Below are 26,685 nucleotides of genomic sequence, written 5' to 3'. Positions count from 1 at the left end.
ATCCCCCTCTGTAGGAGCTGCCGCAGGCTGCGATCTTTTGATCTTGATCCTCTTAAAAACAAGATCAAAAGATCGCAGCCTGCGGCAGCTCCTACAGGGTGGTGGTTATCCGGAATTGAAGAGAAAGACCATGAGCAGCCTCAACATCACCCCATTAAGCTCGGCCCTCGGCGCACAGATCAGCGGCGTCGACATCAGCCAGCCGCTGTCCCTGGAACACCGCGACGCCATCGAGCAGGCGCTGCTCAAATATCAAGTGCTGTTCTTCCGCAACCAGCCAATCGAGCCACCGCAACAGGCGCGTTTCGCTGCCTATTTCGGAGACCTGCACATTCACCCGATCTACCCGAACGTGCCGGAACAACCGGAAGTGCTGATCCTCGACACCGCCGTCACCGACGTGCGCGACAACGCGATCTGGCACACCGACGTGACGTTCCTGCCGACGCCGGCGATGGGCGCGGTGCTCAGCGCCAAGTTGCTGCCGGAGTTTGGTGGCGACACGTTGTGGGCCAGCGGGATTGCTGCGTATGAAGCGCTGTCGGCGCCGATGAAAAGTTTGCTCGAAGGGCTGACCGCGACTCACGATTTCACTCGTTCGTTTCCGCTAGAGCGTTACGGCAACACGCCTGAAGCGCTGGCGCAGTGGGAAGAGGCGCGACGCAAGAACCCACCGCTGTCACACCCGGTGATTCGCACGCATCCGGTCAGTGGGCGGCGCTCGCTGTTCGTCAACGAAGGCTTCACGTCGAAGATCAATGAACTGTCGGAAACCGAGAGCGAAGCGATTCTGAAGTTTTTGTTTGCCCACGCGACGCGGCCGGAATTCACCATTCGCTGGCGCTGGCAACAGGACGATATTGCGTTCTGGGACAACCGCGTGACCCAGCATTACGCGGTAGATGATTACCGCCCGGCGCGGCGGGTGATGCAGCGGGCGACGGTGTTGGGGGATGTGCCGTTTTTTTAGGATCAAAAGATCGCAGCCTGCGGCAGCTCCTACCTTGATCGTTCCCACGCTCTGCGTGGGAATGCCGCCCGGGACGCTCTGCGTCCCATCTAAAGCCGAACGCAGAGCGTCCGTGGATGCATTCCCACGCGGAGCGTGGGAACGATCAGCTTCGAGAGGCTCACTCCGCCGTCGAAGGCTTCTCCCACAGATTGATCCCGCCCTCTTGGGCAAACCGGTCAATCTCCGCCAGCTCTTCAGCACTGAAGCTCAAATTCTTCAACGCCCCAACGTTCTCGATAATCTGCTCCGGCCGGCTCGCGCCGATCAGTGCCGAGGTCACCCGTGGATCGCGCAGCGTCCACGCCAGCGCCAATTGCGCCAGGCTCTGACCGCGACGCTTGGCGATCTCGTTAAGTGCGCGCACATGAGCGATGTTGGCCTCGGACAAGTGCGAAGTCTGCAACGAACCACCACCGGGACGATTGACCCGCGCATCCGCCGGCACGCCGTTGAGGTATTTGTCGGTGAGCAGACCTTGCGCCAGCGGAGTGAAAGCAATCACGCCCGTGCCGAGTTCGTCAGTGGTATCGAGCAGATCCTTTTCCACCCAGCGATTGAGCAGGTTGTACGCCGGTTGATGAATCAACAACGGCACTTTCCACTCTTGCAACAGCGCGGCCATCTCGCGGGTTTTCACGCCCGAATACGACGAGATCCCAATGTACAACGCCTTGCCCTGCTGCACCGCAGTGGCGAGGGCGCTGGCGGTTTCTTCCAGTGGGGTGTCCGGGTCGAAGCGGTGCGAATAGAAGATATCCACATAGTCCAGACCGAGGCGTTGCAGGCTCTGGTCGAGGCTTGCGAGCACGTATTTGCGCGAACCGCCGCCCTGACCGTAAGGGCCGGGCCACATGTCCCAACCGGCCTTGCTGGAGATGATCAGTTCGTCGCGGTACTGCTTGAAGTCTTCGCGCAACAGACGACCGAAATTGGTCTCGGCGCTGCCGTACGGCGGGCCATAGTTGTTGGCCAGGTCGAAGTGATTGATGCCCAGATCGAACGCGGTGCGCAGCAAGGCACGTTGAGTGTCGATCGGCGTGCTGTCGCCAAAGTTGTGCCACAGGCCCAGCGACAGCGCTGGCAGCACCAGACCGCTGCGCCCGACGCGGCGGTAAGGGATGGAGTCATAGCGATTTTCGGCAGCGGTGTAAGTCATCGAATCCTCTCTTGTCTGTCTTGAAATGGGTGTCGACTGCTTCGCGAGCAGGCTCGCTCCCACAGGTAAATGCATTCCAAATGTGGGAGCGAGCCTGCTCGCGAAGGGTGTTACACAAATCTATTGCCAGGTCGGGCGAGCCCGAGGTTCTGGCGCAACGTCCGGCCCTCGTACTCCGTTCTGAACAACCCACGCCGTTGCAGTTCCGGCACCACGCCGTTGGCGAAGTCTTCGAGCCCGCCCGGCAGGTGCGGCACCAGCACGTTGAAGCCGTCCGCCGCGCCTTGTTCGAACCATTCCTGCAAACGATCAGCAATCTGCTCAGGCGTACCGACCAGGCTGTAATGCCCGCGCCCGCCAGCAATCTTGCGGCCCAACTCGGCAAGGCTCAGATTTTCCCGACCCGCCAATTCCGTCAGCAATTTCTGCCGGCTCTGCTGGCCGCTTTCCGTCAACGGCAAATCCGGTAACGGCCCGTCCAGCGGGTACTTCGACAAATCGAAGTTGCCCAGCATACGCCCAAGTAAAGCCACGCCAACCTCGGGTTCGACTAATTGCTGAAACGTTTCACATTTTTCCTGCGCTTCGGCTTCGGTACCGCCGACCACAACAAAAACTCCCGGCATGATTTTCAGCGAATCGGCGCTGCGACCGTACTTGGGCAGACGTCCCTTGAGGTCGGCGTAAAACGCTTGAGCGTTGGCCAATGAAGTCTGCGCGGTAAACACCACCTCAGCCGTTTGCGCCGCCAATTCACGCCCAGTCTCGGAAGAGCCGGCCTGCACGATCACCGGTTGCCCCTGCGGCGAGCGTGCAACATTCAGCGGCCCTTTGACCCGAAAGTGCTCACCCACATGATCCAGCACATGCAACTTCGCAGGGTCGTAATACGCCCCGCTCGCCTTGTCGCGCACAAACGCATCGTCCTCCCAACTGTCCCAAAGCCCGGTGACCACCTGATGAAATTCGCGCGCACGGCTGTAGCGTTCGGCGTGGCCGATATGTTCGTCGCGGCCGAAATTCAGCGCCTCGGCAGCATTGTCCGAGGTCACCAGATTCCACCCCGCTCGGCCGCCCGAAAGGTGATCTAGCGAGGCGAATTTGCGCGCCACGTGATACGGCTCGTTGTAGCTGGTGGTTGCCGTCGCAATCAGGCCGATGTGCTCGGTCACCGCACTCAGCGCCGAGAGCAATGTCAGCGGCTCAAAGTGATCAGAGCGCGCCATGCGACTGGCGATGTCCTGAGTCGGCGCGGCGACGCTGTCAGCGACAAACAACGCATCGAATTTCGCCGCCTCGGCAATCTGCGCCAGCCGCTTGTAATGGGCGAAATCCAGACCTGCATTCGCCGGCACATCCGGATGACGCCACGCCGCGACGTGGTGCCCGGTGGCCATGAGAAATGCGCCGAGTTTCAACTGTCTGCTCATCTCAGAAATCCTTGCGCAGTTGCACGCCGAAGTAGCGTTCGTCGTCGCGTGGCACGGCGCGGTAAATGTAGTTGCCACCGCTGGCGAGCACCGGCGAGTAAGACTTGTCAGTGAGGTTTTTGCCGAGCAGCGCAACACGCCAGCCATTGCTGTAATCGGCGAGTGCGACGCTGGCGTTCCAGATGCCGTAGGCGCCCTGTTTGGTGTCGACGTTCTGACTGATGTCGTACTGTACTTCGCTCTGCCAGCTGTAGTCGGTGCCGAGTTCGATATCCAGGCCGTTATCCAGCGGAATCGTGTAATCGGCGCGCACGTAGCTTTTCCAGTCCGGGCTGAATGGCAGCGGTTTGCCGTTGACGTTGCAGGACGCCGCCGCGCCCGCCGGGCAGGCGAATTCGTCGATGCGTGCGCGGGTGTAAGCGAGTGCGCCGGACAGTTTCAGTTGCTGGGTCGCTTGCAGGGCGTAATCGAGTTCGACGCCCTCGGTGCTGACGCTGCCGGCGTTGATCAGACGCGTCACCACCTGCCCGGCGACGGTATCGAAGAAGTTCGCCTGGTAGTTGTCGTACTCGCTGTGGAACACCGCAAGGTTGGTGGTCAGGCGGTTGTTCCACGACGTGGCTTTGATGCCCGCCTCCCAAGTGTTGGAGGTTTCCGGTTTCAACGCTTCGGTGTCGCGCGGCTGCATGTTGAAGAACACGTTGTAGGCCGGGCCTTTGTAGCCGCGCGAGTAGGTCAGGTACGTGGTGACGGCGTCGCTCAAGTCGTACTGCACTCCGAGGCGACCAGACCAGCCATCTTCATCGACGGAACCTGAGCTGCTGGTCGCCGGTTGGATACCGCTGACGGTGGTGGCCGACGTCGACACGCGGCGGTGATCGTATTCGAGATCATCGTGGGTGTAGCGCAGGCCGGCGATGCCGCGAAAGTCCGAAGTGAAGTTCAGCGTGCTCTCGCCGAACACCGCGTAACTGTCGCTGGTGGTGCTGTAATCGGCGACGCCACGGTCGGTGCGCGTGGTGGTCGTCAGGGTGCGCTGATAGGTCTCTTCGTCCTTGCCGTGCATGTAGAACAGGCCGCCGACGTATTCGAGGAATTCGCCTTTCGGTGAGGCCAGACGCAGCTCTTGCGAGTATTGATCGAAGGCCAGATCGCCCTTGTCTGCCGTGCCGGGAAACGCTGCGGTCACCGTGCCGAGACGGTCGCCGTCCTGATATTGGGTGTTGTCCCAGCCGCGCCACGCGGTGATCGACGTCAGCGTGTAATCGCCCAGTTGCCAGTCGAGCTGGCCGGACAAACCTTTGTTGATGTCTTCAACGTGAGAGCGAGTGTCGGTGTTGATGTCGCGGTTGTGGCTGGAGGCGTAAGCCGGGCTCAGCGCGTTGGCGAAGGCCGGGGTCAGTGACTTGCTGACCACGCCATTGGGGCCGTCGTCGTGGGACTGCATGTAGTCGGCGATCAGGGTGAAGGTGACGTCGTCATTCGGGGTGAACTCGAGTTTGCCGCGCACGCCACGATGGTTGTAGCCGTTGACCTCCTGACCATTATGTTGGTTGTCGACGTTGCCATCGTAGGTGCCGAACAGCGTGCTGATCGAGCCCTTCAACGTCTCCGGAATCAGGCTGCCGCCGAGGCCGAATCGGGTGCGGCTTTCGTTGCCGCTGTAATACGACTGATCGATGTAGCCGTGGGTCTCGGCGGTGGGTGCCTTGCTGGTAATGTTGAGCACACCGGCCGAGGCGTTCTTGCCGAACAGCGTGCCTTGCGGGCCGCGCAAAACCTCGACGCGCTCCAGATCCAGCAGGTCCAGGGTCGCCTGTCCCGGACGCGCATACACCACACCGTCGATCACCGTCGCCACGGTCGGCTCGACGCCCGGCGAGGTGGAAATCGTGCCGACGCCGCGCACGAACAACGAGGTGTCTTTGTTCGATGCGCCGGTGCGGAAATTCAGCGACGGTACTTGCTGAACAATGCTCGCCACGCCGTTGCGGTTATCGCGCTCAAGCTGCTCGCCGTCGATCACCGAGACCGCAACCGGCACCTTTTGCAGCGACTCTTCGCGGCGGGTCGCGGTGACGGTGACCGACTTCAGCGTCGGCTCCTGATCGCTGCTGTCAGCAGCGAATGCATTGGGCAACGGCAACGCCGCCAACCCAGTCAGTAACCAGCCAGCGGCGCGAATCGACTGCGCCAGTTTGTGTGTCGCCCCAGGAATGTTGTGCATGTTCTGCCCGCTCGAAATTGGCCCTGATCCGCTGCCGTTCTGCGACGACAGCGCCTGAATCGGTGTCTTGGGCATTCGCTCGAGCGAGTAGCAGACAACGCGCTTTGTTAGCGCTAACATCGCCAATATTGGCCATCCGCACATAGACCGTCCAATACTGAAAAATTAGTTTTATATGCGATTTGGTTTTTAACAAGGGATCGAACCATGAGCGAAGAAAAGCCGCGCAAACGCCGTGGCGCCGGACGCGTGACCCTGAATGCCGTGGCGCGCGAGGCCGGGGTGTCCGCGATCACCGTGTCGCGCTACTTCAATCAGCCCGAACAGGTTTCGCCTGAACGCCGCGAACGGATCGCGGCAGTGGTGGCTGATTTGGGTTACGTGCCGAATCTGGTGGCCGGCGGGCTGGCCTCGGCGCGGGGGAAAATCGTCGGCATGGTCATTCCGAACATTTCCGGGCCGATCTTCGCCAACACCATTCAGGGCTTCAGCGATACGCTCAGCCGTCACGGTTATCAGCTGTTGCTGGCGTCGAGTTACTTCAGCACCGAGCAGGAAGAAAACGCCGTGCGCGCGTTTCTCGGCTGGTCGCCGGCAGCACTGGTGCTGACCAGTCACTTTCACAGCGCAGGTACGGAAAAAATGATCGCCGAGGCGGATATTCCGGTGATTGAAACCTGGGATTACCAGCCGGAGCGGGAGCCGATGCAGATCGGGTTTTCGCATTTCGACGTCGGCGTGACGGCGGCGAATTATCTGCTGGAAAAAGGTTATCGACGCATTGCGTTCGTGCAGAACAGCGCTGCGGGTGACTTCAGCGCCCTGGAACGCCGCGACGGTTACGCGGCGACCTTGCGAGAGGCCGGCGTGGAGCCGTGGGTCTTTGCCCCCGACGCTGATCGCACGCCCTTCGAAGCCGGCAAACAGGCGATGGACGCCCTGATGAACGCCTCACCGCGCCCCGACGCGATCATCTTCGCCAACGACAACCTCGCCGCCGGCGGCCTCCTCGCCGGGCAACGCGCGGGTTTGAAAATCCCCGAAGACTGCGCCGTTCTCGGCTTTGGCGACTACCCGTTCGCCGAGATGCTGCTGCCGAGCCTGAGCACGATCAAGCCGCCGGCGCTGGAGATCGGTGTGCTGGCGGCGACGCGCGTGCTGGAAAGTCTTGGTGTATTGCCGAGCGATGAAGTGCAACGGCTGAATCTGCTGCAGTGCCAAGTCATCGAACGGGAAAGCACCTGAAACGGACATCTCAGTAGGAGCTGCCGCAGGCTGCGATCTTTTGATCTTTAAAAACAAGTCAAAAGATCGCAGCCTGCGGCAGCTCCTACAGGGTCATCTTTACATCGAGAGTTCGCGCAAGGCGGCTGCCGCGAGGAAACCGGAGCGGGAGCGATAGCGCTGGTCACGCCGCACAGTCTGGTCAATACGCTCAAGCAGCTGTTCAGGCAGCGTGGCATTAAACCGCACTGACTTGCCGAAATACGGGGTGATATCAAAATCGACCACACCCCAGATCCCTCCCGCGTAATCCGGGTTATCGAGATGAGCATCAATCTCCCGCACTTGCGGCAACGGCGCGGCGTCGGCGACCAAGCCTTCATAATGAAGCGCCAACGCTTCCTGAGTATTCTCAAACGCCTCGGCGACCGTAGTGCCCGCAGAGAAGCAGCCCGGTACATCCGGGATGATCACGCCGTAGTCTGAGTCGGCATCCTTGTGCAGAACGACCGGGAATTTCATGTGAGTGAGTCCTTCCTCTGACAGGTCAATAAACGCCTTCGTTTCCCATAGCACACCTCATTTCAAGCCCGTCTGTTTGAGGATGCTGTTGACCGTCCCTATGGGCAGTTCCGAGTCAGCGTGCTTGATCGTCACCCGTCCCTGCTTAAACGCATGCTTGTATTGGTGGTGACTGCCTTTCACCGCCACCAGATACCAACCATCGTCCTCGATCATCCTGATCATTTCCCGACTGCGCATTTCCTTTGCCCTGTTCGACCGCTGGAGCTGTTTACTCTAGGGGACGCTAGCGCCTGTAATACACACAATACACACCAAGATAAATATTAGCTCACGGAACGGACGCTCGGTTAAGGGCCAGTTCAACGGCAGGCGCGAGCCAGCGAACACCACACCTTGTGAGCCGTGCACATCTGGATGAGTCGCGAAATGTGTCCCGATGGAGAGGACCGGTGTTTTAGTGGTGTGGGCCGGATTGTCTATGCTCTAAAGGACACCGAGGTGACCCTATCGCGAGCAGGCTCACTCCTACAGTGGAGCGTGGTTGTACATAAAATTCATGTCCAACCACGCTCCACTGTAGGAGTGAGCCTGCTCGCGATAGCGGTCTTTCAGGCAATACACATCCACCAGGCAGAACCCGCCATGCACACCGCTATCATCATTTTCTTCGGCCTGGTTCTGCTCGCCCTGATGCTCTATATCGGCGAGCATATCGGTTTCAGCCGTCAGACCATGGCCTACAGCTTCGCCGCCCTGTGGCTGGCGTTGACGGTGATTAATGGCGCGGTGGGTGTGGTGCATGCGAAGCAACCGCTGGGTTCGGAAATAGCGATTGGCAGTGCGGTATTTGGCGTGCCGATGGCGGCGATGGTGTTGTTCATGGTGCTGAGCGCCGAGTCGTAAAACGTCCCGGCGCTCAACTGCCAATCAACGCACCAGATGCAGGAACTGCATGTGGCGTTCGTACTGATCGAGGATGTCGTTGATGATCTGTTCTTTGGTGTAGCCGACCAGATCGTAGTCCTGACTGCCCTCGCTCAAATGCACTTCGGCGCGGTAGTAGCGGCGATTGTTGAGCTGCTTCGAGCCCATCCCGCCACGCGCGAAGGACGGCGTGAAGTAGCCGCGCATCTGCACCTGATAGATGAACGGATGCGCATCGCCATGGCCGATTTCGAGGCTGACGCTGTCATTCGCCGGATCCGGCTGGGTGACCACGTTCAGGCCTTTCTCGACGAACACCGCCGTCACTTCTTCAATCGCCGGGCGCACCGTGGTGTCCATGAAGCGGTACACCTCGTCGCGTGACGGGAAGTGCACAGCCTGACTCAAGCGCTGTCGCCAGCCGCCCGTGCCGCGCCGCGAACCGGAGACCGGTGCCAGCGAATGCAACTGCGCGATCTGCTTCTGCGACTCGAGATAGAACGCCTTGTGCAGGCCCCACATCATCAACAAAAGAATCAGCGAGAACGGCAACGAGGTCAGCACCACCGCTGACTTCAGCGCATCGATGCTGCCGGAGAACAGCAGCGCACTGGTGATCAGTGCAGTCATCGCGCCCCAGAACACTCGCAGCCATTTCGGCCCGTCTTCGTCCGGGCTACCGCCCTTGGCCGACAAAGTCGAGAGCACCACGGTGCCGGAATCGGCAGAGGTGACGAAGAACACGAAGCTGATAAACACCGTCACGGCGATGACGGTTTTGCTCCATGGATAGGTTTCCAGCAGCAAGTAAATACTCATCGACGGGTTGTCTAGAGCCGACATGCCCAGCGCACTCATGCCGTGGTTGAGCACCTGATCGATGGCGCTGTTGCCGAAGATCGACATCCACGCGAGGGTGAAACCGAGCGGAATCAACAGCACACCGAAAACGAATTCGCGGATGGTGCGGCCACGGGAAATCCGTGCGATGAACAGACCCACGAACGGCGACCATGCAATCCACCAGGCCCAGTAGAACACCGTCCAGCCGCCGAGCCAGTCGCTCGGTTTGTCGTAGGCGTAGAGGTCGAAACTCTTCATCGGCAAGGCGCCGAGGTAGTCGCCGATGTTCTGGATCAAAGTGTTGAGCAGATGCTGGGTAGGCCCGGCGAACAACACAAACAGCAGCAGCGCACAGGCCAGCAGCATGTTGATGTCGGACATCACCCGCACGCCTTTATCGACGCCGGAGACCGCAACAATGATCGCCGCGCCCATCATCAGCGTGATCAGGCCGACCTGAATCCACTGGGTGTGAGCGATGCCGAACAGGTAGTCGAGACCGGAGTTGAGGTGCAGCACGCCGAAGCCCATGTCGGCACCGAGGCCGAACACCGTGGCGATGATGCCGAAGCCATCGACCGCGTAACCGATCGGGCCGTTGATGCGTTTGCCGATCAGCGGATACAGCGCCGAGCGCAGCGCCAGCGGCAAATTGTGGCGGTAAGCGAAGTAGGCCAGCGCCATGCCGACGAAGGCGAACACGCCCCAGCCATGCAGGCCCCAGTGCAGAAACAGAATCTGCATCGCCTGACGCGCCGCATCCGCGGTGCCCGCCTCGCCTTGCGGCGGCTGGAGCATGTGGGTCAGCGGCTCAGAGACGCAGAAGAAAAACAGCGTGATGCTGATCCCGGCGGCGAACAGCATGCCGGCCCAGGACAGGTAACTGAATTCGGGCTCGTCGTGGTCGGCACCGAGTTTTATCTTGCCGTAGCCGGATAAGGCGGTGACCACCACGAAGACCAGATACAGCGTCATCGCGAGCATGTAGTACCAGCCGACCGTGTTGGCCGCCCAGTTTTGCGCTTCCAGTAACCAGGCGCCTGCCTGCTCCGGCATGGCAATGACAACGAGACCAAACAGCAGAATGACCGTCGCGGCGAAGTAGAACACCGGCGGATTCATGCGCACCAGACCGCTGGCGGGGGTAGACGATGCACTCATGAAACGTGCACCTCGAGGGGTTGAAACGTGGCTGAAATGATCGGACTCAGCAAAGGCAAGCCTCCTGTTGTGAGCGGGCAGCGAACCACCGGTTTAACTTGAATGAACGTTCAAGTTAAACATGGATGGGGGGGTAAGGACTAATCGTACGGCTAGGCGGTAGTTTTCCTACGCTAGCTCAAGGATGGGTATGACGCGGGTTTGAGGGGATTCGTTCACTGCAGAATTGGCTGATTGCCATTATCTCGATTTGGCTTGAAAACATTCGCGAGCAAGCCCGCTCCCACAAGGGATTTGTGCCGGTCACAGATCCAATGTGGGAGCGGGCTTGCTCGCGAAGAGGCCAGATGCCGCAACGCAATTTCAGAGCCTACTTCTGCGTCCCGTCATCATGCTGCAGATTCGCTTGGGTCAAATTGCACCCCGCCGGCACACTGCGCGTCAGCCACACATTGCCGCCAATGGTCGAACCCTTGCCAATGGTAATCCGCCCAAGAATCGTCGCCCCGGCGTAAATCACCACATCATCTTCAACAATCGGATGACGCGGATGGCCCTTCTGCAACTGGCCGTCTTCATCTGCCGGGAAACGCTTGGCGCCCAACGTCACCGCCTGATAAATCCGCACACGCTCGCCAATGATCGCGGTCTCGCCGATCACCACACCCGTGCCATGATCGATAAAGAAGCTACGGCCAATCTGCGCGCCCGGGTGGATATCAATCCCGGTCGCCGAATGGGCGATTTCCGCGCTGATCCGCGCCAGCAACGGTAGCCCGGCGCGATACAAATGGTGCGCCAGACGATGGTGAATCACCGCCAGAATCCCCGGATAGCACAGCAGCACTTCATCAACGCTACGCGCCGCCGGATCACCGTGATAAGCGGCCAGCACATCGGTATCGAGCAGTGTGCGCAAGCCCGGCAAGGCCAAGGCAAAGTCCTGAATAATCTCAATCGCACGGGCTTCGACTTCGGTGTCAGCCGAAGCGCTGTGGCGGGCGACATAGCGCAGCTCCAGGCGCGTTTGCGCCAATAAGGCATTCAGGGCGACATCAAGGGTATGACCGACGTAGAAATCCTCACTCTCTTCGCGCAGATCCACCGGCCCCAGACGCATCGGGAACAACGCGCCGCACAGCGCTTCGAGAATCTCCGCCATCGCCGCCCGCGACGGCAACTCGCGACCACCCTGCTCGCCGGACGCCCGGCCGTTCTGTGCCCGCCACTGATCCCGCGCGCTGCGCAGTTGACTGACGATGGTCTGCAATTGCCAATGGCTGGAACGCTCGCTCACGGTAAAGACTCCTCACGGGCGGCCGGACTGTCTGGCCGCGTCAACGGCGACTACTTTACGGCATGCTCGCGAGGGCGAATTAAGAACCGATAGTGCTGGGCTCAGTTCATTTGGCTATAAGCGATTCGCGGTTGCCCCTGCAAAAACCCGTGCCTATAGTCCTTTCATCTTTCTCCGCCAGTACGGACTCATGATCAAGAATCAGCTGGAACGCTTTAACCGCCTCGACCTGCTCGGCCATCCGACGCCGCTGGAAAAACTCGAACGCCTGTCCGCATGGCTCGGTCGCGAGGTGTACATCAAGCGCGATGACCTGACGCCGCTGGCTATGGGCGGCAACAAACTGCGCAAACTCGAATACCTCGCCGCTGATGCCTTGGCACAAGGCGCCGATACGCTGATCACCGCCGGCGCGCTGCAATCGAACCACGTTCGCCAAACGGCTGCGCTGGCCGCCAAACTCGGTCTCGGCTGCGTGGCGTTGCTGGAAAATCCGCTGGGCACCGACGACAGCAACTACACCGGCAACGGCAACCGCCTGCTGCTGGATCTGTTCGACACCAAGGTCGAGCTGGTCGACAACCTCGACAACGCTGATGAACAACTGGCCGCCCTCGCCGTGCGTTTACGCAGTAACGGCAAGAAGCCGTATCTGGTGCCGATTGGCGGTTCGAACGCACTCGGTGCGCTGGGTTATGTGCGCGCCGGTCTGGAACTGGCCGAGCAAATCAAAGACACCGGCCTGAATTTCGCCGCCGTGGTGTTGGCCTCGGGCAGCGCCGGCACGCACAGTGGTCTGGCCTTGGCGTTGAGTGAAGTGTTGCCACAATTGCCAGTGATCGGCGTGACGGTTTCGCGCAGTGAAGAAGATCAGCGGCCGAAGGTGCAAGGGCTGGCTGAGCGTACGGCGGCGCTGCTCGGCGTCGAACTGCCGGCGGATTTCAAGGTCGAGTTGTTGGACGAATATTTCGGCCCGCGCTATGGCGAGCCGAATGCCGGGACGTTGGCGGCGGTGAAGTTGCTGGCGAGTCAGGAGGCGGTGTTGCTGGATCCGGTTTATACCGGCAAGGCGATGGCGGGGTTGCTGGATGGGATTGGTCGTCAGCGCTTTGATGAAGGCCCGATCATTTTCCTGCACACCGGCGGCGCGCCGGCGTTGTTTGCCTATAGGGATTTTCTGTAACGAGATCGTTCCCCACGCTCTGCGTGGGAATGCAGCCTGGGACGCTCCGCGTCCCTTTTAAAGCTGGAACGCGGAGCGTCCCCAGAGCCATTCCCACGCAGAGCGTGGGAACGATCAATATTCAAATAAGATCTAACAAATTAGATATTAAGTATTTTCAAGTCTAACGCAGACGTCTTATAGTCTCGCCGCAGGCGAATTTCGCGCAAGACGCATAAGCTGCTTTAGGGCACGATAACGCAGGCGCACGAATCACGAATTCGCCAACTTTCCTTTAGCGTCTTCCATAAGAAAACACAGGGGCTCGTCATGAATTTTTCCGCACTACGTCGCAATCTGCTGGTGGGTTCACTGGGTCTGGCGCTGAGCGCCGGTCTGATCAGCCAGGCCGTGGCCGGTGAGCAGCTGCAACAGATCAAGGACAAAGGCGTTATCAACGTCGGCCTGGAAGGCACGTACCCTCCGTTCAGCTTCGTCGATGCCGACGGCAAATTGTCCGGTTTCGAAGTCGAGCTCTCGGAAGCGATCGCGCAAAAACTCGGCGTCAAAGCGAAGATCCAGCCGACCAAATGGGACGGCATCCTCGCGGCGCTGGAATCCAAGCGTCTCGACGTTGTGGTCAACCAGGTGACCATCTCCGACGAGCGCAAAAAGAAGTATGACTTCTCCGAGCCGTACACCGTTTCCGGTATTCAGGCGCTGGTGCTGAAGAGCAAAGAGTCCGCACTGAACATCAAGACCGCCGCTGACCTGTCCGGCAAAAAAGTCGGTGTGGGCCTGGGTACCAACTACGAACAATGGGTTCGCGCCAACGTGCCGGGCGCTGACGTGCGCACCTACGATGATGATCCGACCAAGTTTGCCGACCTCAACAACGGTCGCACCGACGCCATCCTGATCGACCGTCTGGCCGCGCTGGAATACGCCAAGAAAGCCCCGAAAACCGTCGCCGCCGGTGAAGCTTTCTCCCGTCAGGAAGCCGGTGTTGCCCTGCGTAAAGGTGAGCCGGAACTGCTGGCGGCCGTGAACAAGGCCATCGACGAACTGCGTGCAGACGGCACGTTGAAGAAGCTGTCCGAGAAGTACTTCAACGCAGACGTCACTAAATAATGGAAGTTGGATTTCAATTCGAAGCGCACTTCCCGCAGTTGAGCCAGCAACTCGCCGAGACATCGGCGCTGTTGCTGGACTCCGCGCCCTTTCTGCTCAAGGGCGCGTACTACACGGTAGTCCTCAGCCTCGGCGGGATGTTCTTCGGCTTGCTGCTGGGCTTCGGCCTGGCGTTGATGCGCCTGTCGCGCTTCAAATCAGTGAGCTGGCTGGCGCGCGTGTATGTGTCGTTCTTTCGCGGGACGCCGCTGCTGGTGCAGTTGTTCGTGATCTATTACGGCTTCCCGCAACTGGGAATCGAACTGGATCCGTTACCAGCAGCGCTGATCGGCTTCTCGCTGAACATGGCCGCGTACGCCTGTGAAATTCTGCGCGCCGCGATCGGTTCGATCGAACGTGGCCAGTGGGAAGCTGCCGCGAGCATCGGCATGACCCGCGCGCAAACCTTGCGTCGGGCCATCCTGCCGCAAGCAATGCGCACGGCGCTGCCGCCGCTGGGCAACAGCTTCATCTCGCTGGTCAAGGACACGGCACTGGCCGCCACCATTCAGGTGCCGGAGCTGTTCCGTCAGGCGCAACTGATTACCGCCCGGACTTTCGAAGTCTTCACCATGTATCTTGCCGCCGCGCTGATCTACTGGATTCTGGCCACGGTGCTTTCGCACTTCCAGAACAAGTTGGAAGAGCGGGTCAATCGGCACGACCAGGAGTCCTGACGATGATTGTCGTGGAAAAACTGACCAAGCAATTCAAGGGTCAGGTCGTGCTCAACGGCATCGACCTCGAGGTCAAGGAAGGCGAAGTCGTCGCGATCATCGGCCCCAGCGGTTCGGGGAAAACGACGTTCCTGCGCTGCCTGAATTTCCTTGAACAGCCCACCAGCGGCCGGATCAAGGTCGGCGATATCGAAATCGATACCAGCCGCCCGTTGAACCAGCAGCAGGGTCTGGTGCGCAATTTGCGCCAGCACGTGGGTTTCGTCTTTCAGAACTTCAATCTGTTCCCGCACCGCACCGCGCTGGAAAACGTCATCGAAGGCCCGGTCGTGGTCAAGAAGATGCCACGCGACGCCGCCATTGCCCTGGGCAAAAAGCTGATGGCCAAGGTCGGTCTGGCGGGCAAAGAGGACGCTTATCCGCGTCGCCTGTCTGGCGGTCAGCAACAGCGTGTGGCGATTGCCCGGGCGCTGGCGATGGAGCCAGAAGTGATCCTGTTCGACGAGCCGACTTCAGCCCTCGATCCGGAACTGGTGGGTGAAGTGCTGGCGACCATTCGTGGTCTCGCCGAAGAGAAACGCACCATGGTTATCGTGACTCACGAAATGGGTTTTGCCCGCGACGTGGCCAACCGTGTGGTGTTTTTCGACAAAGGCGTGATCGTCGAACAAGGCGAAGCCAAAGCGTTGTTTGCCAACCCGAAAGAAGAGCGCACCAAACAGTTTCTCAGCAAGTTTCTGAATCACGCCTGAGTCTGTTCAATGCGTTAAGCACTAACTTCCACGGATGGAAGTTACGCTTATTCCGCCTGATAAACTTCCTGCAATAACAAACACCCTGAATGCAGTGCACTTATATGTTCTGCAACAGACACATATCAATAGAAAACCCTGCTCAAACCATGATTGGGTTCAAACAGTCTCGCCCTCGAAACCGGCAAAACGCCCGGATAATCGTGGTCTCATTCGCCAATCCTCCTAGGCAGAATGCCTCGCAAGCGTAGGAAGGTTCTGATTAATTCGTAATTCACGGATTAGCTTAACGCCTCTATTGACTCCACTTCCCGCACGCTCTTATCTAGTCGCCAACCGACGTTTATTAGTTCAATCAACCAGCATTCTGACGCAACAGAAGTTCGCTGTTGTATTGCCTGGCAATTCACGCCTTTTGTTTTTCAGAAACGGACTTCGCTGCAAGGCTTCAAGGAGAGAAACCGATGACTCGCACTTCGAACACCCCCGAACTGGCGGCGCCGATCCTCGCGTCCGCGCAAAAAACCGGCATCAACCTGTCTGCGGCTGCACACCTGCTGATCGAGGTGGCGCCCTACCCCGGCATGGACGCCGGCGATCTGATCGAACTGTTCTGGAATCGCTGCTACGTCGCCTCCCATGTACTCACCCGCGACGAGGTGGGCGAGGCCGTCAGTCTGCGTGTGCCGGAGAGTTTTATCGTCGACGGTACGGCGAGCATTCATTACCGGCTCATGCAGGTTGGCCAAGGCCCGGCGCTGTCGGCGGCGACGCGGGTGCAGGTCAAACTCGATTGCCCGGGCGGCCAGCCCCCAGCGCTGTCTGGAGACGAAAACCAGCAATTGGCACCCGTCACCCTGCCCGACACTATTCGCCGTCAGGGCGTGAATCCGAACCAGATCAAACGCGGTGTGCCGCTGACCATCGAGCCCTACGTGAACATGGCCGAAGACGACGAAATCACCTTGCGCTGGGGCGATGTGCGCATGGATCTGCCGGCAGTCACGGCGGCCGATGTCGGGCGGGCGATTCAGGTGTGGGTGCCGCCGGCGGTGATTGTCGAAGCGGGCGAGGATTTGCGGCTGGACGTGACGTACTGCGTGATTGATCGGGTGGGCAATAACTCGCGCTGGGCGCCGCCACGGACATTGAAGATTGGATGCGCGAATCCTTATCTGAAAGTGCCGCTGAGGCCGGAGCTCAAAGCCGCCGAATCCCGCAAGCCTTAGCCCACATCTCCAAGAGAGAGGGGATTCTGTGGTGAGGGGATTCATCCCCGATGGGCTGCGCAGCAGCCCCATTAGAAGCGGGGCCGCTGCGCGCCCCATCGGGGATGAATCCCCTCACCACAAAAATCCAATCACCACAGAGGGCGTGTCGGTACAGAAAAATTGTTAACCAACCCGACCATCACCCCTTCTATGCATATTCCTAAAAGTTAGTTTATTTAATATTTATACACGCTTAGGGTATATGAACCGGACCACCGGACATTCTTTCGTTCGTCGCACTTTTGCGGCGTTTTTCATGAGATGTGAGGTAGGTAGTATGGTCCGGAACACAATCACCCCAGTGCAGATCGCCAGGGCATTGCGTGCAGCCAAGGAGCGGCACTGATGTCCAGTCTGGCAGACGCAAACGTCCAGTCGGATCTGGACATCGCCCCGTTATTGTTGCCCGCGCAGGTTTTGCGCAACGACGCCCAAGCCATCAAGGCTGCCCATGAACTGGCGCAAGTCGCCCGCCTGCAGGCCGCCAAACGCGACCGTCAGCGCAAGCTGCCGTGGTCGGAAATCGAGCAGTTCACCCGCAGTGGTTTAGGCAGCATCGCCATCCCGCGCGAATACGGTGGCCCGCAGGTTTCATTCGTCACCCTGGCCGAGGTGTTCGCGATCATTTCCGCCGCCGACCCGGCGTTGGGACAGATTCCGCAGAACCAGTTCGGCATCATCAATCTGGTGCTCGGCAGCGCCACCGAAGCGCAGAAAAAACAGCTGTTCCAGAGCGTTCTGGAAGGCTGGCGCATCGGCAATGCCGGCCCGGAACGCGGCACCAAAAACACCCTGGAATTGAAAGCGCGCATCACCGCCGACGGCGACGATTACGTGATCAACGGCCAAAAATTCTATTCCACCGGTGCACTGTTCGCGCACTGGGTCGCAGTCAAAGCGCTCAACGATGACGGCAAGCAAGTGCTGGCCTTCGTCCGTCGCGGCACCCCGGGTTTGCGCATCGTCGATGACTGGTCGGGCTTCGGTCAGCGCACCACCGCCAGCGGCACGATTTTGCTGAACAATGTTCGCGTCGAATCGAGCCTGGTCGTCGACAACTGGAAGATCAACGAAATCCCCAACACCCAAGGCGCGGTGTCGCAGTTGATTCAAGCGGCGATCGACGCCGGTATCGCTCGTGGTGCTATCGACGACGCTATCGAGTTCGTCAAAACCCGCGCGCGACCATGGATCGATGCCAAGGTCGAACGCGCTAGCGATGATCTCTATGTGATCGCCGATATCGGCAAACTGAAAATCGAACTGCACGCCGCCGAAGCGCTGTTGCGCAAGGCCGGCAAAGTGCTCGATCAGGTGCACGCCGCGCCGCTCACCGCCGAATCCGCCGCGCGCGCTTCGATTGCCGTGGCCGAAGCGAAAGTGCTGACCACCGAGATTTCCTTACTCGCCAGCGAAAAACTGTTCGAACTGGCCGGCAGCCGCGCGACCCTCGCCGAATTCAACCTCGACCGTCACTGGCGCAACGCCCGCGTGCACACGCTGCACGACCCGGTGCGCTGGAAATATCACGCGGTCGGCGCCTATCGCCTCAACGGTACTTTGCCGGCCCGCCATTCCTGGATCTGACGACCGCACACTTTCTCAAGTGCAATGGAGAAACCTATGACTTTTTCCCATCACGTCGCGGTCATCACCAGCGATGAGCAAGCCCTGATTGTCGCCAGCGACCTGGCCGAAGATTTCAAACGCGACAGCGCCGTGCGCGACCGCGAACGACGCCTGCCACTGCCGGAACTCGACGTGTTTTCCCGCTCGGGCCTATGGGGCATCAGCGTGCCGAAGGAATACGGCGGCGCTGGCGTGTCCAACGTCACCCTGGCCAAAGTCATCGCCCTGATCGCTCAGGCTGATGGTTCGCTCGGGCAGATTCCACAGAACCATTTTTATGCGCTGGAAGTGCTGCGCGTGAACGGCAGCCACGCGCAAAAACAACGGCTGTACGCCGAAGTACTCGCCGGCCAGCGCTTCGGTAATGCGCTGGCGGAACTGGGCACCAAAACCGCTCACGACCGCGTCACCAGCCTCAAGCGCGACGGCGACGGTTATCGCATCAACGGTCGCAAGTTCTATGCGACCGGCGCGATTTACGCGCAGCGCATTCCGACCTCGGTTGTTGATGAAAACGGCGTGCAGCAACTGGCGTTCGTCCCGCGTGACAGCCAAGGCCTGAGCGTGATCGACGACTGGAGCGGTTTCGGCCAGCGCACCACCGGCAGCGGTTCGGTAGTATTCGAAGACGTCTACGTCGCCGCTGAAGACGTGCTGCCATTCCAGAGCGCCTTCGAACGCCCGACCACGGTTGGCCCGTTGGCGCAGATCCTTCACGCCGCCATCGACACCGGCATCGCCCGCGCCGCGTACGAAGACGCGCTGCACTTTGTGCGCAGCAAAACCCGGCCATGGATCGATTCCGGCAACGACAAAGCCACCGAAGATCCGTTGACGCTGAAAAGCTTCGGCCACTTGAGCATTCGTCTGCACGCCACCGAAGCCTTGCTCGAACGCGCCGGCGAATTTCTCGACGCCGCACAAGCCGAGAGCAATGCCGAAACCGTCGCTGCGGCATCGATTGCTGTCGCCGAAGCCCGCGCGATCAGCACTGAAATTTCCCTAGCCGCCGGCAGCACATTGTTCGAACTGGCCGGCAGCCAAGCCACGCTGATCGAGCACGGCCTCGACCGTCATTGGCGCAACGCCCGCGTGCACACCTTGCACGATCCGGTGCGCTGGAAATATCACGCCGTCGGCAACTATTACCTCAACGATGAAAACCCTCCGCTGCGAGGGACAATCTGATGAGCGCGGCGAAAAAGAAGATTCTGCTCAACGCGTTCAACATGAACTGCATCGGCCACATCAACCATGGCTTGTGGACGCATCCGCGCGACACCTCGACGCGCTACAACACTATTGAATACTGGACTGAACTGGCGCAATTGCTGGAGCGCGGACTCTTCGACGGCCTGTTCATTGCCGACATCGTCGGCGTGTACGACGTCTATCAGAACTCAGTCGATGTGCCGCTGAAAGAGTCGATCCAGTTGCCGGTCAACGACCCGCTGCTGCTGGTTTCAGCGATGGCCGCCGTGACCAAGAACCTTGGCTTCGGTCTCACCGCGAATCTCACCTACGAGCCGCCCTATCTGTTCGCCCGGCGCATGTCGACGCTCGATCATTTGAGTCGCGGCCGTGTCGGCTGGAACATCGTCACCGGCTACCTCGACAGCGCAGCCAAAGCCATGGGCCTCAGCGAACAAGTCGAGCATGACCGTCGTTACGATCAGGCCGACGAGTACCTGGAAGTGCTCTACAAACTCTGGGAAGGCAGCTGGGAAAACGGCGCGGTGCTCAACGATCGCGAGCAGCGGATCTACGCGCAGCCGGAGAAAGTGCACAAGGTCGAGCACAAGGGCGAGTTCTATCAGGTCGAGGGTTATCACCTCTGCGAGCCGTCACCGCAGCGCACGCCGGTGTTGTTTCAGGCCGGCAGTTCCGATCGCGGTTTGCTCTTTGCCGGGCGTCACGCCGAGTGCGTGTTCATCAGCGGTCAGAACAAGCCATCGACCAAGGTTCAGGTCGACAAGGTGCGCGCCAGCGCCGTTGAGGCGAGGCGCTATCCTGAGGACATCAAGGTGTTCATGGGCCTCAACGTGATCGTCGGCGCGACCGAAGAAGCGGCGTGGGCCAAGCATGCCGAGTACCTGAGTTACGCCAGTGCCGAGGCCGGCGTGGCGCATTTTTCTGCATCGACCGGCATCGACTTTTCTCAGTACGAAATCGACGAACCGATCCAGTACGTGAAGAGCAACGCCATTCAATCGGCGACGAAAAACCTGCAGAACAACGACTGGACGCGACGCAAATTGCTCGACCAGCACGCGCTCGGTGGCCGCTACATCACCGTGGTCGGTTCGCCTGAGCAAGTGGCGGATGAGCTGGAATCGTGGATCGCTGAGACCGGCCTGGATGGTTTCAACCTGACGCGGATTGTCACGCCGGAAAGCTATGTCGATTTTATTGAGCTGGTGATTCCCGAGTTGCAGCGGCGCGGGTCGTACAAGACCGCGTACGACAGCGGCAGCTTGCGCGAGAAGCTGTTTCACGGTGCGGCGCAACTGCCTGAGCGACACACCGGTTCCGCATTTCGCCGCTAAAAGCTTCGCGAGCAAGCCCGCTCCCACAGGGGTACGCATTCCAAAATGTGGGAGCGGGCTTGCTCGCGAAGAGGCCCGACCAGACACCCCAAATTTATGCACTGACTGGAAAAACCATCATGACCAAAAAACTCCTGTCCCACCCAGTCAAAGCACTGGCCCTGGCCCTCGGCCTGTTCAGCTCGACACTCTTCGCCGCCGACGCCCCACTCAAAGTCGGCACCACCGCCGCCTTCGCCATCCCGCTGGAAGCCGCCGTCGAAGAAGCCTCCAAACAAGGCCTCAAAGTCGAGCTGGTGGAGTTCACTGACTGGATCGCACCCAACGTCAGCCTCGCCGCCGGCGACATCGACGTAAACTACTTCCAGCACATCCCTTTCCTTGAAAACGCCAAGGCCGCCGCCGGTTTCGATCTGGTGCCGTTCGCCCCTGGGATCATCAACAACGTCGGCCTCTATTCGAAAAAATACAAAAGCTTCGACGAGCTGCCAGAAGGCGCCAGCGTCGCCATCGCCAACGATCCGATCAACAGCGGTCGCGGTTTGCAGCTGCTGGCCAAGGCCGGTTTGATCACCCTGAAACCCGGCGTCGGCTACAAGGCCACCGAAGACGACATCGTCGCCAACCCGAAGAAAATCAAAATCCTGCAAGTCGAAGCGGTGCAACTGGTGCGCGCTTATGACGACGCCGATCTGGTGCAGGGCTACCCGGCCTACATTCGTTTAGCGAAGACTTTCGATGCCGGTTCGGCGCTGCTGTTCGACGGCCTCGACCACAAGGAATACGTGATCCAGTTCGTCATCCAGCCGAAGAGCAAAACCGATCCGCGCCTGATCAAATTCGTCGACATCTACCAGCATTCGCCAGCCGTTCGCGCGGCGCTGGATAAGGCCCACGGCAAGCTGTATCAAGCCGGTTGGGAAAGCTGAGCATGACGGCCGCGATCCAACGGCGACTGGAAATTCCAGAGCCACACAATGCTGAAAAAACCGAACTGCATCCGGAACTGAATCGCGCTCATGTGCGCTTCATCGGACTGGGCAAAACCTACAACGGTCGACAAGGCCCGGTCGCGGCGCTGCAGGGCATTGATCTGGCGATTCAGCGCGGTGAAGTGTTCGGCATCATCGGTCGCAGCGGCGCCGGCAAGTCGTCGCTGATTCGCACCATCAATCGTCTGGAACAACCGACGTCGGGGCGCGTGCTGATCGATCAGGTCGACATCGGCGAGTTCGATGAAGACCGTCTCGTGGCGCTGCGCCGACGCATCGGCATGATCTTCCAGCACTTCAATCTGATGTCGGCCAAGACCGTTTGGCAGAACGTCGAACTGCCGCTGAAAGTGGCTGGCGTACCGAAAGAGCAACGCGAGAAAAAGGTGCGCGAACTGCTCGAACTGGTCGGTCTGCAAGAAAAGCACAAAGCCTATCCGGCGCAGCTTTCCGGTGGCCAGAAACAGCGCGTCGGCATCGCTCGCGCGCTGGTGCATGATCCGGATATTTTGCTCTGCGACGAGGCGACTTCGGCACTCGATCCGGAGACCACCCAGTCGATCCTCGGCCTGCTGCGCGAGATCAACCAACGCCTGGGCCTGACCATCGTGCTGATCACTCACGAGATGGCAGTCATCCGCGAAATCTGCGACCGCGTCGTCGTGCTTGAGCATGGCCGCGTCGTCGAGCAAGGCCCGGTGTGGGAAGTATTTGGCAATCCGCAACACGAGGTCAGCCAGACTTTGCTCGCGCCGCTGCAACACGCCTTGCCGGAAGAATTGCAGAGCCGTTTGCACCCCCAGCCGCCCTCCTCCGACGCAGCCGTGGTGCTGCGTTTGCAGTTCACCGGCAGCGCCAGCGACGAGCCGGATCTAGCGGCACTTTTTACCGCACTCGGTGGCCGGGTGAAGCTGCTGCAGGGCGGCGTCGAACGGATTCAGGGGCATGCACTGGGGCAACTGTTATTGGCCGTCAGCGGCACAGCGTTCAGCGCCGAGCAATTGCGCGAGCGCGCCGCACCGTGGGCGCAACGAGTGGAGGTGTTGGGTTATGTGGTTTGATCGCTTGTTGCAGGGGTTTATCGACACGTTCCTGATGGTCGGCGTGTCATCGCTGATCGCGCTGCTGGTGGGGATTCCCATGGCGGTGATTCTGGTCACCAGCGACAAGGGCGGCATCTACGAAGCGCCGGTGCTGAACCGTGCGTTGGGCGCCTTCGTGAACCTGTTCCGCTCGATCCCGTTTCTGATTCTGATGGTCGCGCTGATTCCGTTTACCCGGTTGATTGTCGGCACTACGTACGGAGTCTGGGCGGCGGTTGTGCCGCTGACGATTGCGGCGACGCCGTTCTTTGCGCGGATTGCTGAAGTGAGTTTGCGTGAGGTTGATCATGGTTTGATCGAAGCCGCGCAGGCGATGGGGTGCCGGCGTTGGCACATTGTCTGGCATGTGCTGTTGCCGGAAGCGCTGCCGGGAATTGTCGGCGGGTTCACGATTACGCTGGTGACGATGATCAACTCATCGGCGATGGCCGGGGCGATTGGTGCGGGCGGGTTGGGGGATATCGCTTATCGCTACGGGTATCAGCGGTTTGATAGCCAGATCATGCTGACGGTGATTGTGTTGCTGGTGGCGTTGGTGGCGGTGATTCAGTTGGGTGGGGATCGGTTGGCTCGAGGGTTGAATAAACGTTGAAAGCAATTTGATTGCGCTTAAAAGCGAGGAGGTTGCTGCCCCCTCGCCGGTCAAGTGTAAACATCCAATCAATTCCCGTGTATAGCCGTAAACATTCGACCGTTAGACTGACGTGCACGATACAGCGAATTCAAACTCTTGGCAGAGTATGCAACACTGTCCGCATTATTAACTGACATTTCAGCTCTCAAATCGGGATCACTGTTGAATAGCGACACCGCGTCGCTCAAGCTCGCTCCCGCTCCTGCTATACCCATGTAGCTTTCAACCGTACGACTAAAGTCAGACCCAGAGCCAGGAAAAGTATCCATATACTCAACTGTCAAACCACCACTCAAAATCAACTCAGAAATATCCTGATGAGTAATACTATCTGGCGTTGCAGACGAGCCCAAGAGAAACGGATATAGAGTACCCAAGTAGAAACTATCCATTGTTCCCGCCCCTACAACGTTTATACCGTCAACGCGGATTAAATGAGATAACTCGTGCGCCAAGACTGCTGGAAGCTCTCTATTGCTGACAAAGTCCATATCTACAACTACACGGCCATAATTATCTGCAGGTGCCACCATAGCAGTAAATGGAGCATCGATTGATATTGCGCCGACAAATTTTCCATCCCCAGCAGCCCCCTTATAATGTCTGGCCAAAACCTCTCCACTGGCAAAATAACTTAGCAGCTTTGTGGCAACACTCTTGTAAGACGGGCCAAAGTAACTTTGCAAAACATCTTTACCACCTTGTAAATTACTATAAACCGCCTGTTGAGCGCCTTCGTAAATGATCTCCGCCTCTTGCATTTGAGCCCGTATTGTATCGGCTTGCGAATGAGTAAACTCTGAAAGACCGCGAGCCAGGATTATCATTTTTGAGGATATAAGCCTCGCCTCAAACTCATCATTTCTCCCTTCATAATACCGCCCATCCTTATCACTATTTCCAACAGGATAATTTCCGACAAAGCAGTAAAGGTTCAGACCATTGACCGACCCCGCTGGATCTGGATTTATCCATCGACAAAGCCACGGCGCGTAATATCGATAGCCATAATGATAAAGTCCCGAAAGATCACGTTCTTTACCCGAATAACGGACAGATTTGTACTTCGTTGCCAAATCACTCTTGCCAGCCCAGCATGCCGTACCGCCGAACGCGTAATAGTGTTCCTGGCTTAATACCCCCGCGCGCTCATCCAACTCCATCGAGCTGGAACCAAGATGATCACCGAGGCTGTAACCCCATTGATCGCTTTCAGCACCTTCGGGCCAATGCAGTAATCGCGCGTGGTTCCGCCCGGCGTCGACACTGACTACATGCCGCTCTACTCCGCCGACTTCGCGATGAATCTCAAGACCCGGCAGATAACGCACTTCTGTTGTCAGGGTTTGCCCGGATGCCCGACTGATTTGCGTCTTACGCAACCGATGCCCCGGCTGATCGTAGACATAAAACTCAGAGTCATCCGCCTCAGCCCCACGCGGCACCAACGTCACCCGACCCAACTCATTGCGCACATTCCACGTCATGGCCTGCCCACGCTGCAATTCCAGCTGATTACCCGCCGCATCAAACCCCAGCGTTATCTGCGCCTCTCCCGGCAGGGATCCATCGTCAAGCTGCGCCAGACTCCGATTGCTGCGCGCAGAAGTGAACATCGAAAACCCAGGCGCGCCACTGTGATGCCGCGTGATCAAGTTACCTGCCGCGTCGTAAGCAAACGTCTGGGTGTAATTGCGCCGCTGCGCGGGATCCAGCGGCACAGGCAGCAGATCGGGTAGCGCCGGGCCATGGCTCGGTTTGCTGACCTCCCAACCTTTAGCTTCGACCAATTGGTACAGGCTGTCGTAGCGATAACGGCTGACGGGGTCGATGCGCTGGCCGTTGAAGTGGCTTATGGTTTGGCACTTGTCTTCGAGTTCGACAATGTTGCCCACCGGGTCGTAGGCGTAATTCAAATCCTGCAAAGGCTGTTGCCCGGCGACACCTGCGAAAAGCTTCAGCAGGCGACCATCCTCAGGGCTGTAATCCACACTTGATACAACGCCGTTGCCTGCCGTTTCACTTTCGATCTGATCTTGTGCGTTATAACGAATTTCGCTGACAAGGCACTGTGGATGTTGGCCTTCACCGGATTGCAAAAGCCATGTCGCAGAGGATTTTCCCGCCACGTTGAAATGGAAAATTTGTGTATTACCCGCTGCATCGATCTGACGCTGCACCTCGCCCGTTGGATAGAAAGCGTATCGGGTGACGTAGGCTTTTTCTTCGAGAAGTTCGTCTCGGGCGTCCAGTAGAAGCGGCCAGTCCGGCGCATCCAGCTCAATGAGAAACCGTCGAGACTCCTCCAGCACTGCACCCGACAAACCATAATCGCCTAGGAACTGGCCACCGCCCGGGTCGTCATGACGAAGCAGCTGACCACACTGATTGTGCTGGGCGAAACTCTCCGTGGCATCGGCATAAGTCCAGCGCTCAACCACCTGTGGCTGCTCGCCAAAAGCCTGCTCCGTCAGTGCAACCGGGCGCTGCAAATCATCAAATTCACGATGACATTGGCTACCCCGTGCATCCCAAAAGGAACGCTGCGAACCTGCGTCATTGCACAGATTCAACTGCCAACCGGCATCCACGCTGTCCGTCAGCAACACCTGACCGCTCAAGTCGTAAACGGTGCTCAGATTCGGTTTCGGCGCGACTCCCCACAACCGGGGATCCCACGCCGCCACTTCGCGCCCCACCTCATCGAAGATCTGTCGGGTGATGCGCGGTTCGACGTCGGGTTTGTCCGGGTGCTGGCAGTAGGCAACGCTGCGAATCGCCAATGCTCGCGGGTCGACGACGGACAGTGTGGGATGAGATGAGTGCTGAGTCGCCTTCATGGTTGTGAACGTCCTCCAGGCTTAGGGGTAGCCTGAAGGTTTTTTCATCGGTCCGATACTGTAAGAAGTAACAGGTGGAATTAACCCACGATCAACGGCTCGCGGCGCTC

22 protein-coding genes are annotated in these 26,685 nt (G+C 59.0%); 14 read left to right on the top strand and 8 right to left on the bottom strand.

Features of this window, described 5'->3' with window-relative positions:
• Positions 1-130 precede the first annotated feature (130 nt).
• Positions 131-970, top strand: a complete 840-nt coding sequence (tauD, locus tag GVL50_RS05250; protein ID WP_053116522.1) for a taurine dioxygenase — start codon at positions 131-133, stop codon at positions 968-970.
• A 160-nt stretch (positions 971-1,130) separates the two neighbouring features.
• Here the strand turns inward: tauD and mgrA are convergent, their stop codons facing one another.
• The 3 genes from mgrA to GVL50_RS05235 all read right to left on the bottom strand — a co-directional run bounded on the left by mgrA (position 1,131) and on the right by GVL50_RS05235 (position 5,825).
• Entirely contained in the window at positions 1,131-2,168 is a 1,038-nt protein-coding gene (gene mgrA / locus GVL50_RS05245; protein ID WP_159811999.1) for an L-glyceraldehyde 3-phosphate reductase, read from the bottom strand.
• 110 nt (positions 2,169-2,278) lie between these two features.
• Positions 2,279-3,598 carry an LLM class flavin-dependent oxidoreductase gene (locus GVL50_RS05240; RefSeq protein WP_159811998.1) on the bottom strand — a complete coding sequence of 440 codons (1,320 nt, stop codon included), beginning with the start codon at positions 3,596-3,598 and terminating at the stop codon, positions 2,279-2,281.
• A gap of 1 nt (position 3,599) precedes the next feature.
• On the bottom strand, positions 3,600-5,825 hold the full coding sequence (locus GVL50_RS05235; protein ID WP_159812033.1) for a TonB-dependent receptor: 2,226 nt from the start codon (positions 5,823-5,825) through the stop codon (positions 3,600-3,602).
• A gap of 207 nt (positions 5,826-6,032) precedes the next feature.
• On the opposite strand from GVL50_RS05235, the gene GVL50_RS05230 reads away from it, so the two are divergent.
• The gene (locus GVL50_RS05230) at positions 6,033-7,070 is read left to right on the top strand and encodes a LacI family DNA-binding transcriptional regulator (RefSeq protein ID WP_159811997.1); all 1,038 of its coding nucleotides are present in this window, start codon (positions 6,033-6,035) and stop codon (positions 7,068-7,070) included.
• A gap of 99 nt (positions 7,071-7,169) precedes the next feature.
• On the opposite strand, the gene GVL50_RS05225 is transcribed toward GVL50_RS05230, so the two are convergent.
• Together GVL50_RS05225 and GVL50_RS05220 are read right to left on the bottom strand one after the other, a co-directional pair.
• Positions 7,170-7,571, bottom strand: coding sequence for a type II toxin-antitoxin system HicB family antitoxin (locus tag GVL50_RS05225; RefSeq protein ID WP_159811996.1), 402 nt, complete (start codon positions 7,569-7,571; stop codon positions 7,170-7,172).
• 57 nt (positions 7,572-7,628) lie between these two features.
• A complete protein-coding gene (locus GVL50_RS05220; RefSeq protein WP_159811995.1) occupies positions 7,629-7,811 on the bottom strand; it encodes a type II toxin-antitoxin system HicA family toxin in 183 nt (60 codons plus the stop codon).
• 405 nt (positions 7,812-8,216) lie between these two features.
• Between GVL50_RS05220 and GVL50_RS05215 the strand changes: the two genes are divergently transcribed.
• Positions 8,217-8,477 carry a hypothetical protein gene (locus GVL50_RS05215; protein ID WP_159811994.1) on the top strand — a complete coding sequence of 87 codons (261 nt, stop codon included), beginning with the start codon at positions 8,217-8,219 and terminating at the stop codon, positions 8,475-8,477.
• Between the two features lie 24 nt (positions 8,478-8,501).
• Here the strand turns inward: GVL50_RS05215 and betT are convergent, their stop codons facing one another.
• Both betT and epsC read right to left on the bottom strand, forming a co-directional pair.
• Positions 8,502-10,463: a choline transporter BetT gene (betT, locus tag GVL50_RS05210; protein ID WP_171057266.1), complete on the bottom strand. Its 1,962-nt coding sequence runs from the start codon at positions 10,461-10,463 to the stop codon at positions 8,502-8,504.
• Positions 10,464-10,872: 409 nt separating this feature from the next.
• Positions 10,873-11,799 carry a serine O-acetyltransferase EpsC gene (gene epsC, locus GVL50_RS05205; RefSeq protein ID WP_159811993.1) on the bottom strand — a complete coding sequence of 309 codons (927 nt, stop codon included), beginning with the start codon at positions 11,797-11,799 and terminating at the stop codon, positions 10,873-10,875.
• Between the two features lie 190 nt (positions 11,800-11,989).
• On the opposite strand from epsC, the gene GVL50_RS05200 reads away from it, so the two are divergent.
• The 11 genes from GVL50_RS05200 (at position 11,990) to GVL50_RS05150 (ending at position 23,693) form a co-directional block, all read left to right on the top strand.
• Positions 11,990-12,982, top strand: a complete 993-nt coding sequence (locus tag GVL50_RS05200; protein WP_159811992.1) for a D-cysteine desulfhydrase — start codon at positions 11,990-11,992, stop codon at positions 12,980-12,982.
• A 309-nt stretch (positions 12,983-13,291) separates the two neighbouring features.
• Entirely contained in the window at positions 13,292-14,092 is an 801-nt protein-coding gene (gene tcyJ / locus GVL50_RS05195; protein ID WP_053116513.1) for a cystine ABC transporter substrate-binding protein, read from the top strand.
• Positions 14,092-14,808, top strand: a complete 717-nt coding sequence (gene tcyL, locus GVL50_RS05190; protein WP_008083614.1) for a cystine ABC transporter permease — start codon at positions 14,092-14,094, stop codon at positions 14,806-14,808. The genes tcyJ and tcyL overlap by 1 nt, the downstream gene beginning before the upstream one ends.
• A 2-nt stretch (positions 14,809-14,810) precedes the next feature.
• Complete coding sequence (gene tcyN, locus GVL50_RS05185; protein WP_053116512.1) at positions 14,811-15,560, top strand: L-cystine ABC transporter ATP-binding protein TcyN; 750 nt, start codon at positions 14,811-14,813, stop codon at positions 15,558-15,560.
• Between the two features lie 464 nt (positions 15,561-16,024).
• Positions 16,025-16,789, top strand: coding sequence for a hypothetical protein (locus GVL50_RS05180; RefSeq protein WP_159811991.1), 765 nt, complete (start codon positions 16,025-16,027; stop codon positions 16,787-16,789).
• A gap of 387 nt (positions 16,790-17,176) precedes the next feature.
• Positions 17,177-18,418, top strand: coding sequence for an SfnB family sulfur acquisition oxidoreductase (locus tag GVL50_RS05175; protein WP_159811990.1), 1,242 nt, complete (start codon positions 17,177-17,179; stop codon positions 18,416-18,418).
• A gap of 36 nt (positions 18,419-18,454) precedes the next feature.
• Complete coding sequence (locus GVL50_RS05170) at positions 18,455-19,648, top strand: SfnB family sulfur acquisition oxidoreductase (RefSeq protein WP_159811989.1); 1,194 nt, start codon at positions 18,455-18,457, stop codon at positions 19,646-19,648.
• Positions 19,648-21,006: an LLM class flavin-dependent oxidoreductase gene (locus GVL50_RS05165; RefSeq protein WP_159811988.1), complete on the top strand. Its 1,359-nt coding sequence runs from the start codon at positions 19,648-19,650 to the stop codon at positions 21,004-21,006. The genes GVL50_RS05170 and GVL50_RS05165 overlap by 1 nt, the downstream gene beginning before the upstream one ends.
• A gap of 119 nt (positions 21,007-21,125) precedes the next feature.
• Positions 21,126-21,935, top strand: coding sequence for a MetQ/NlpA family ABC transporter substrate-binding protein (locus GVL50_RS05160; RefSeq protein ID WP_159811987.1), 810 nt, complete (start codon positions 21,126-21,128; stop codon positions 21,933-21,935).
• A gap of 2 nt (positions 21,936-21,937) precedes the next feature.
• Positions 21,938-23,059, top strand: coding sequence for a methionine ABC transporter ATP-binding protein (locus GVL50_RS05155; RefSeq protein ID WP_159811986.1), 1,122 nt, complete (start codon positions 21,938-21,940; stop codon positions 23,057-23,059).
• Positions 23,049-23,693, top strand: coding sequence for a methionine ABC transporter permease (locus GVL50_RS05150; protein ID WP_034151854.1), 645 nt, complete (start codon positions 23,049-23,051; stop codon positions 23,691-23,693). The genes GVL50_RS05155 and GVL50_RS05150 overlap by 11 nt, the downstream gene beginning before the upstream one ends.
• Before the next feature lie 68 nt (positions 23,694-23,761).
• Here GVL50_RS05150 and GVL50_RS05145 read toward each other — a convergent pair whose 3' ends face one another.
• Positions 23,762-26,575 (bottom strand): RHS repeat domain-containing protein, encoded by a 2,814-nt coding sequence (locus tag GVL50_RS05145; RefSeq protein WP_159811985.1) that lies wholly within the window; start codon positions 26,573-26,575, stop codon positions 23,762-23,764.
• Positions 26,576-26,685: the final 110 nt, after the last annotated feature.

This window comes from Pseudomonas sp. 18058, assembly GCF_902706155.1.
Lineage (GTDB): Bacteria > Pseudomonadota > Gammaproteobacteria > Pseudomonadales > Pseudomonadaceae > Aquipseudomonas > Aquipseudomonas rustica.
This window is presented reverse-complemented; position numbering and strand designations above follow the sequence as displayed.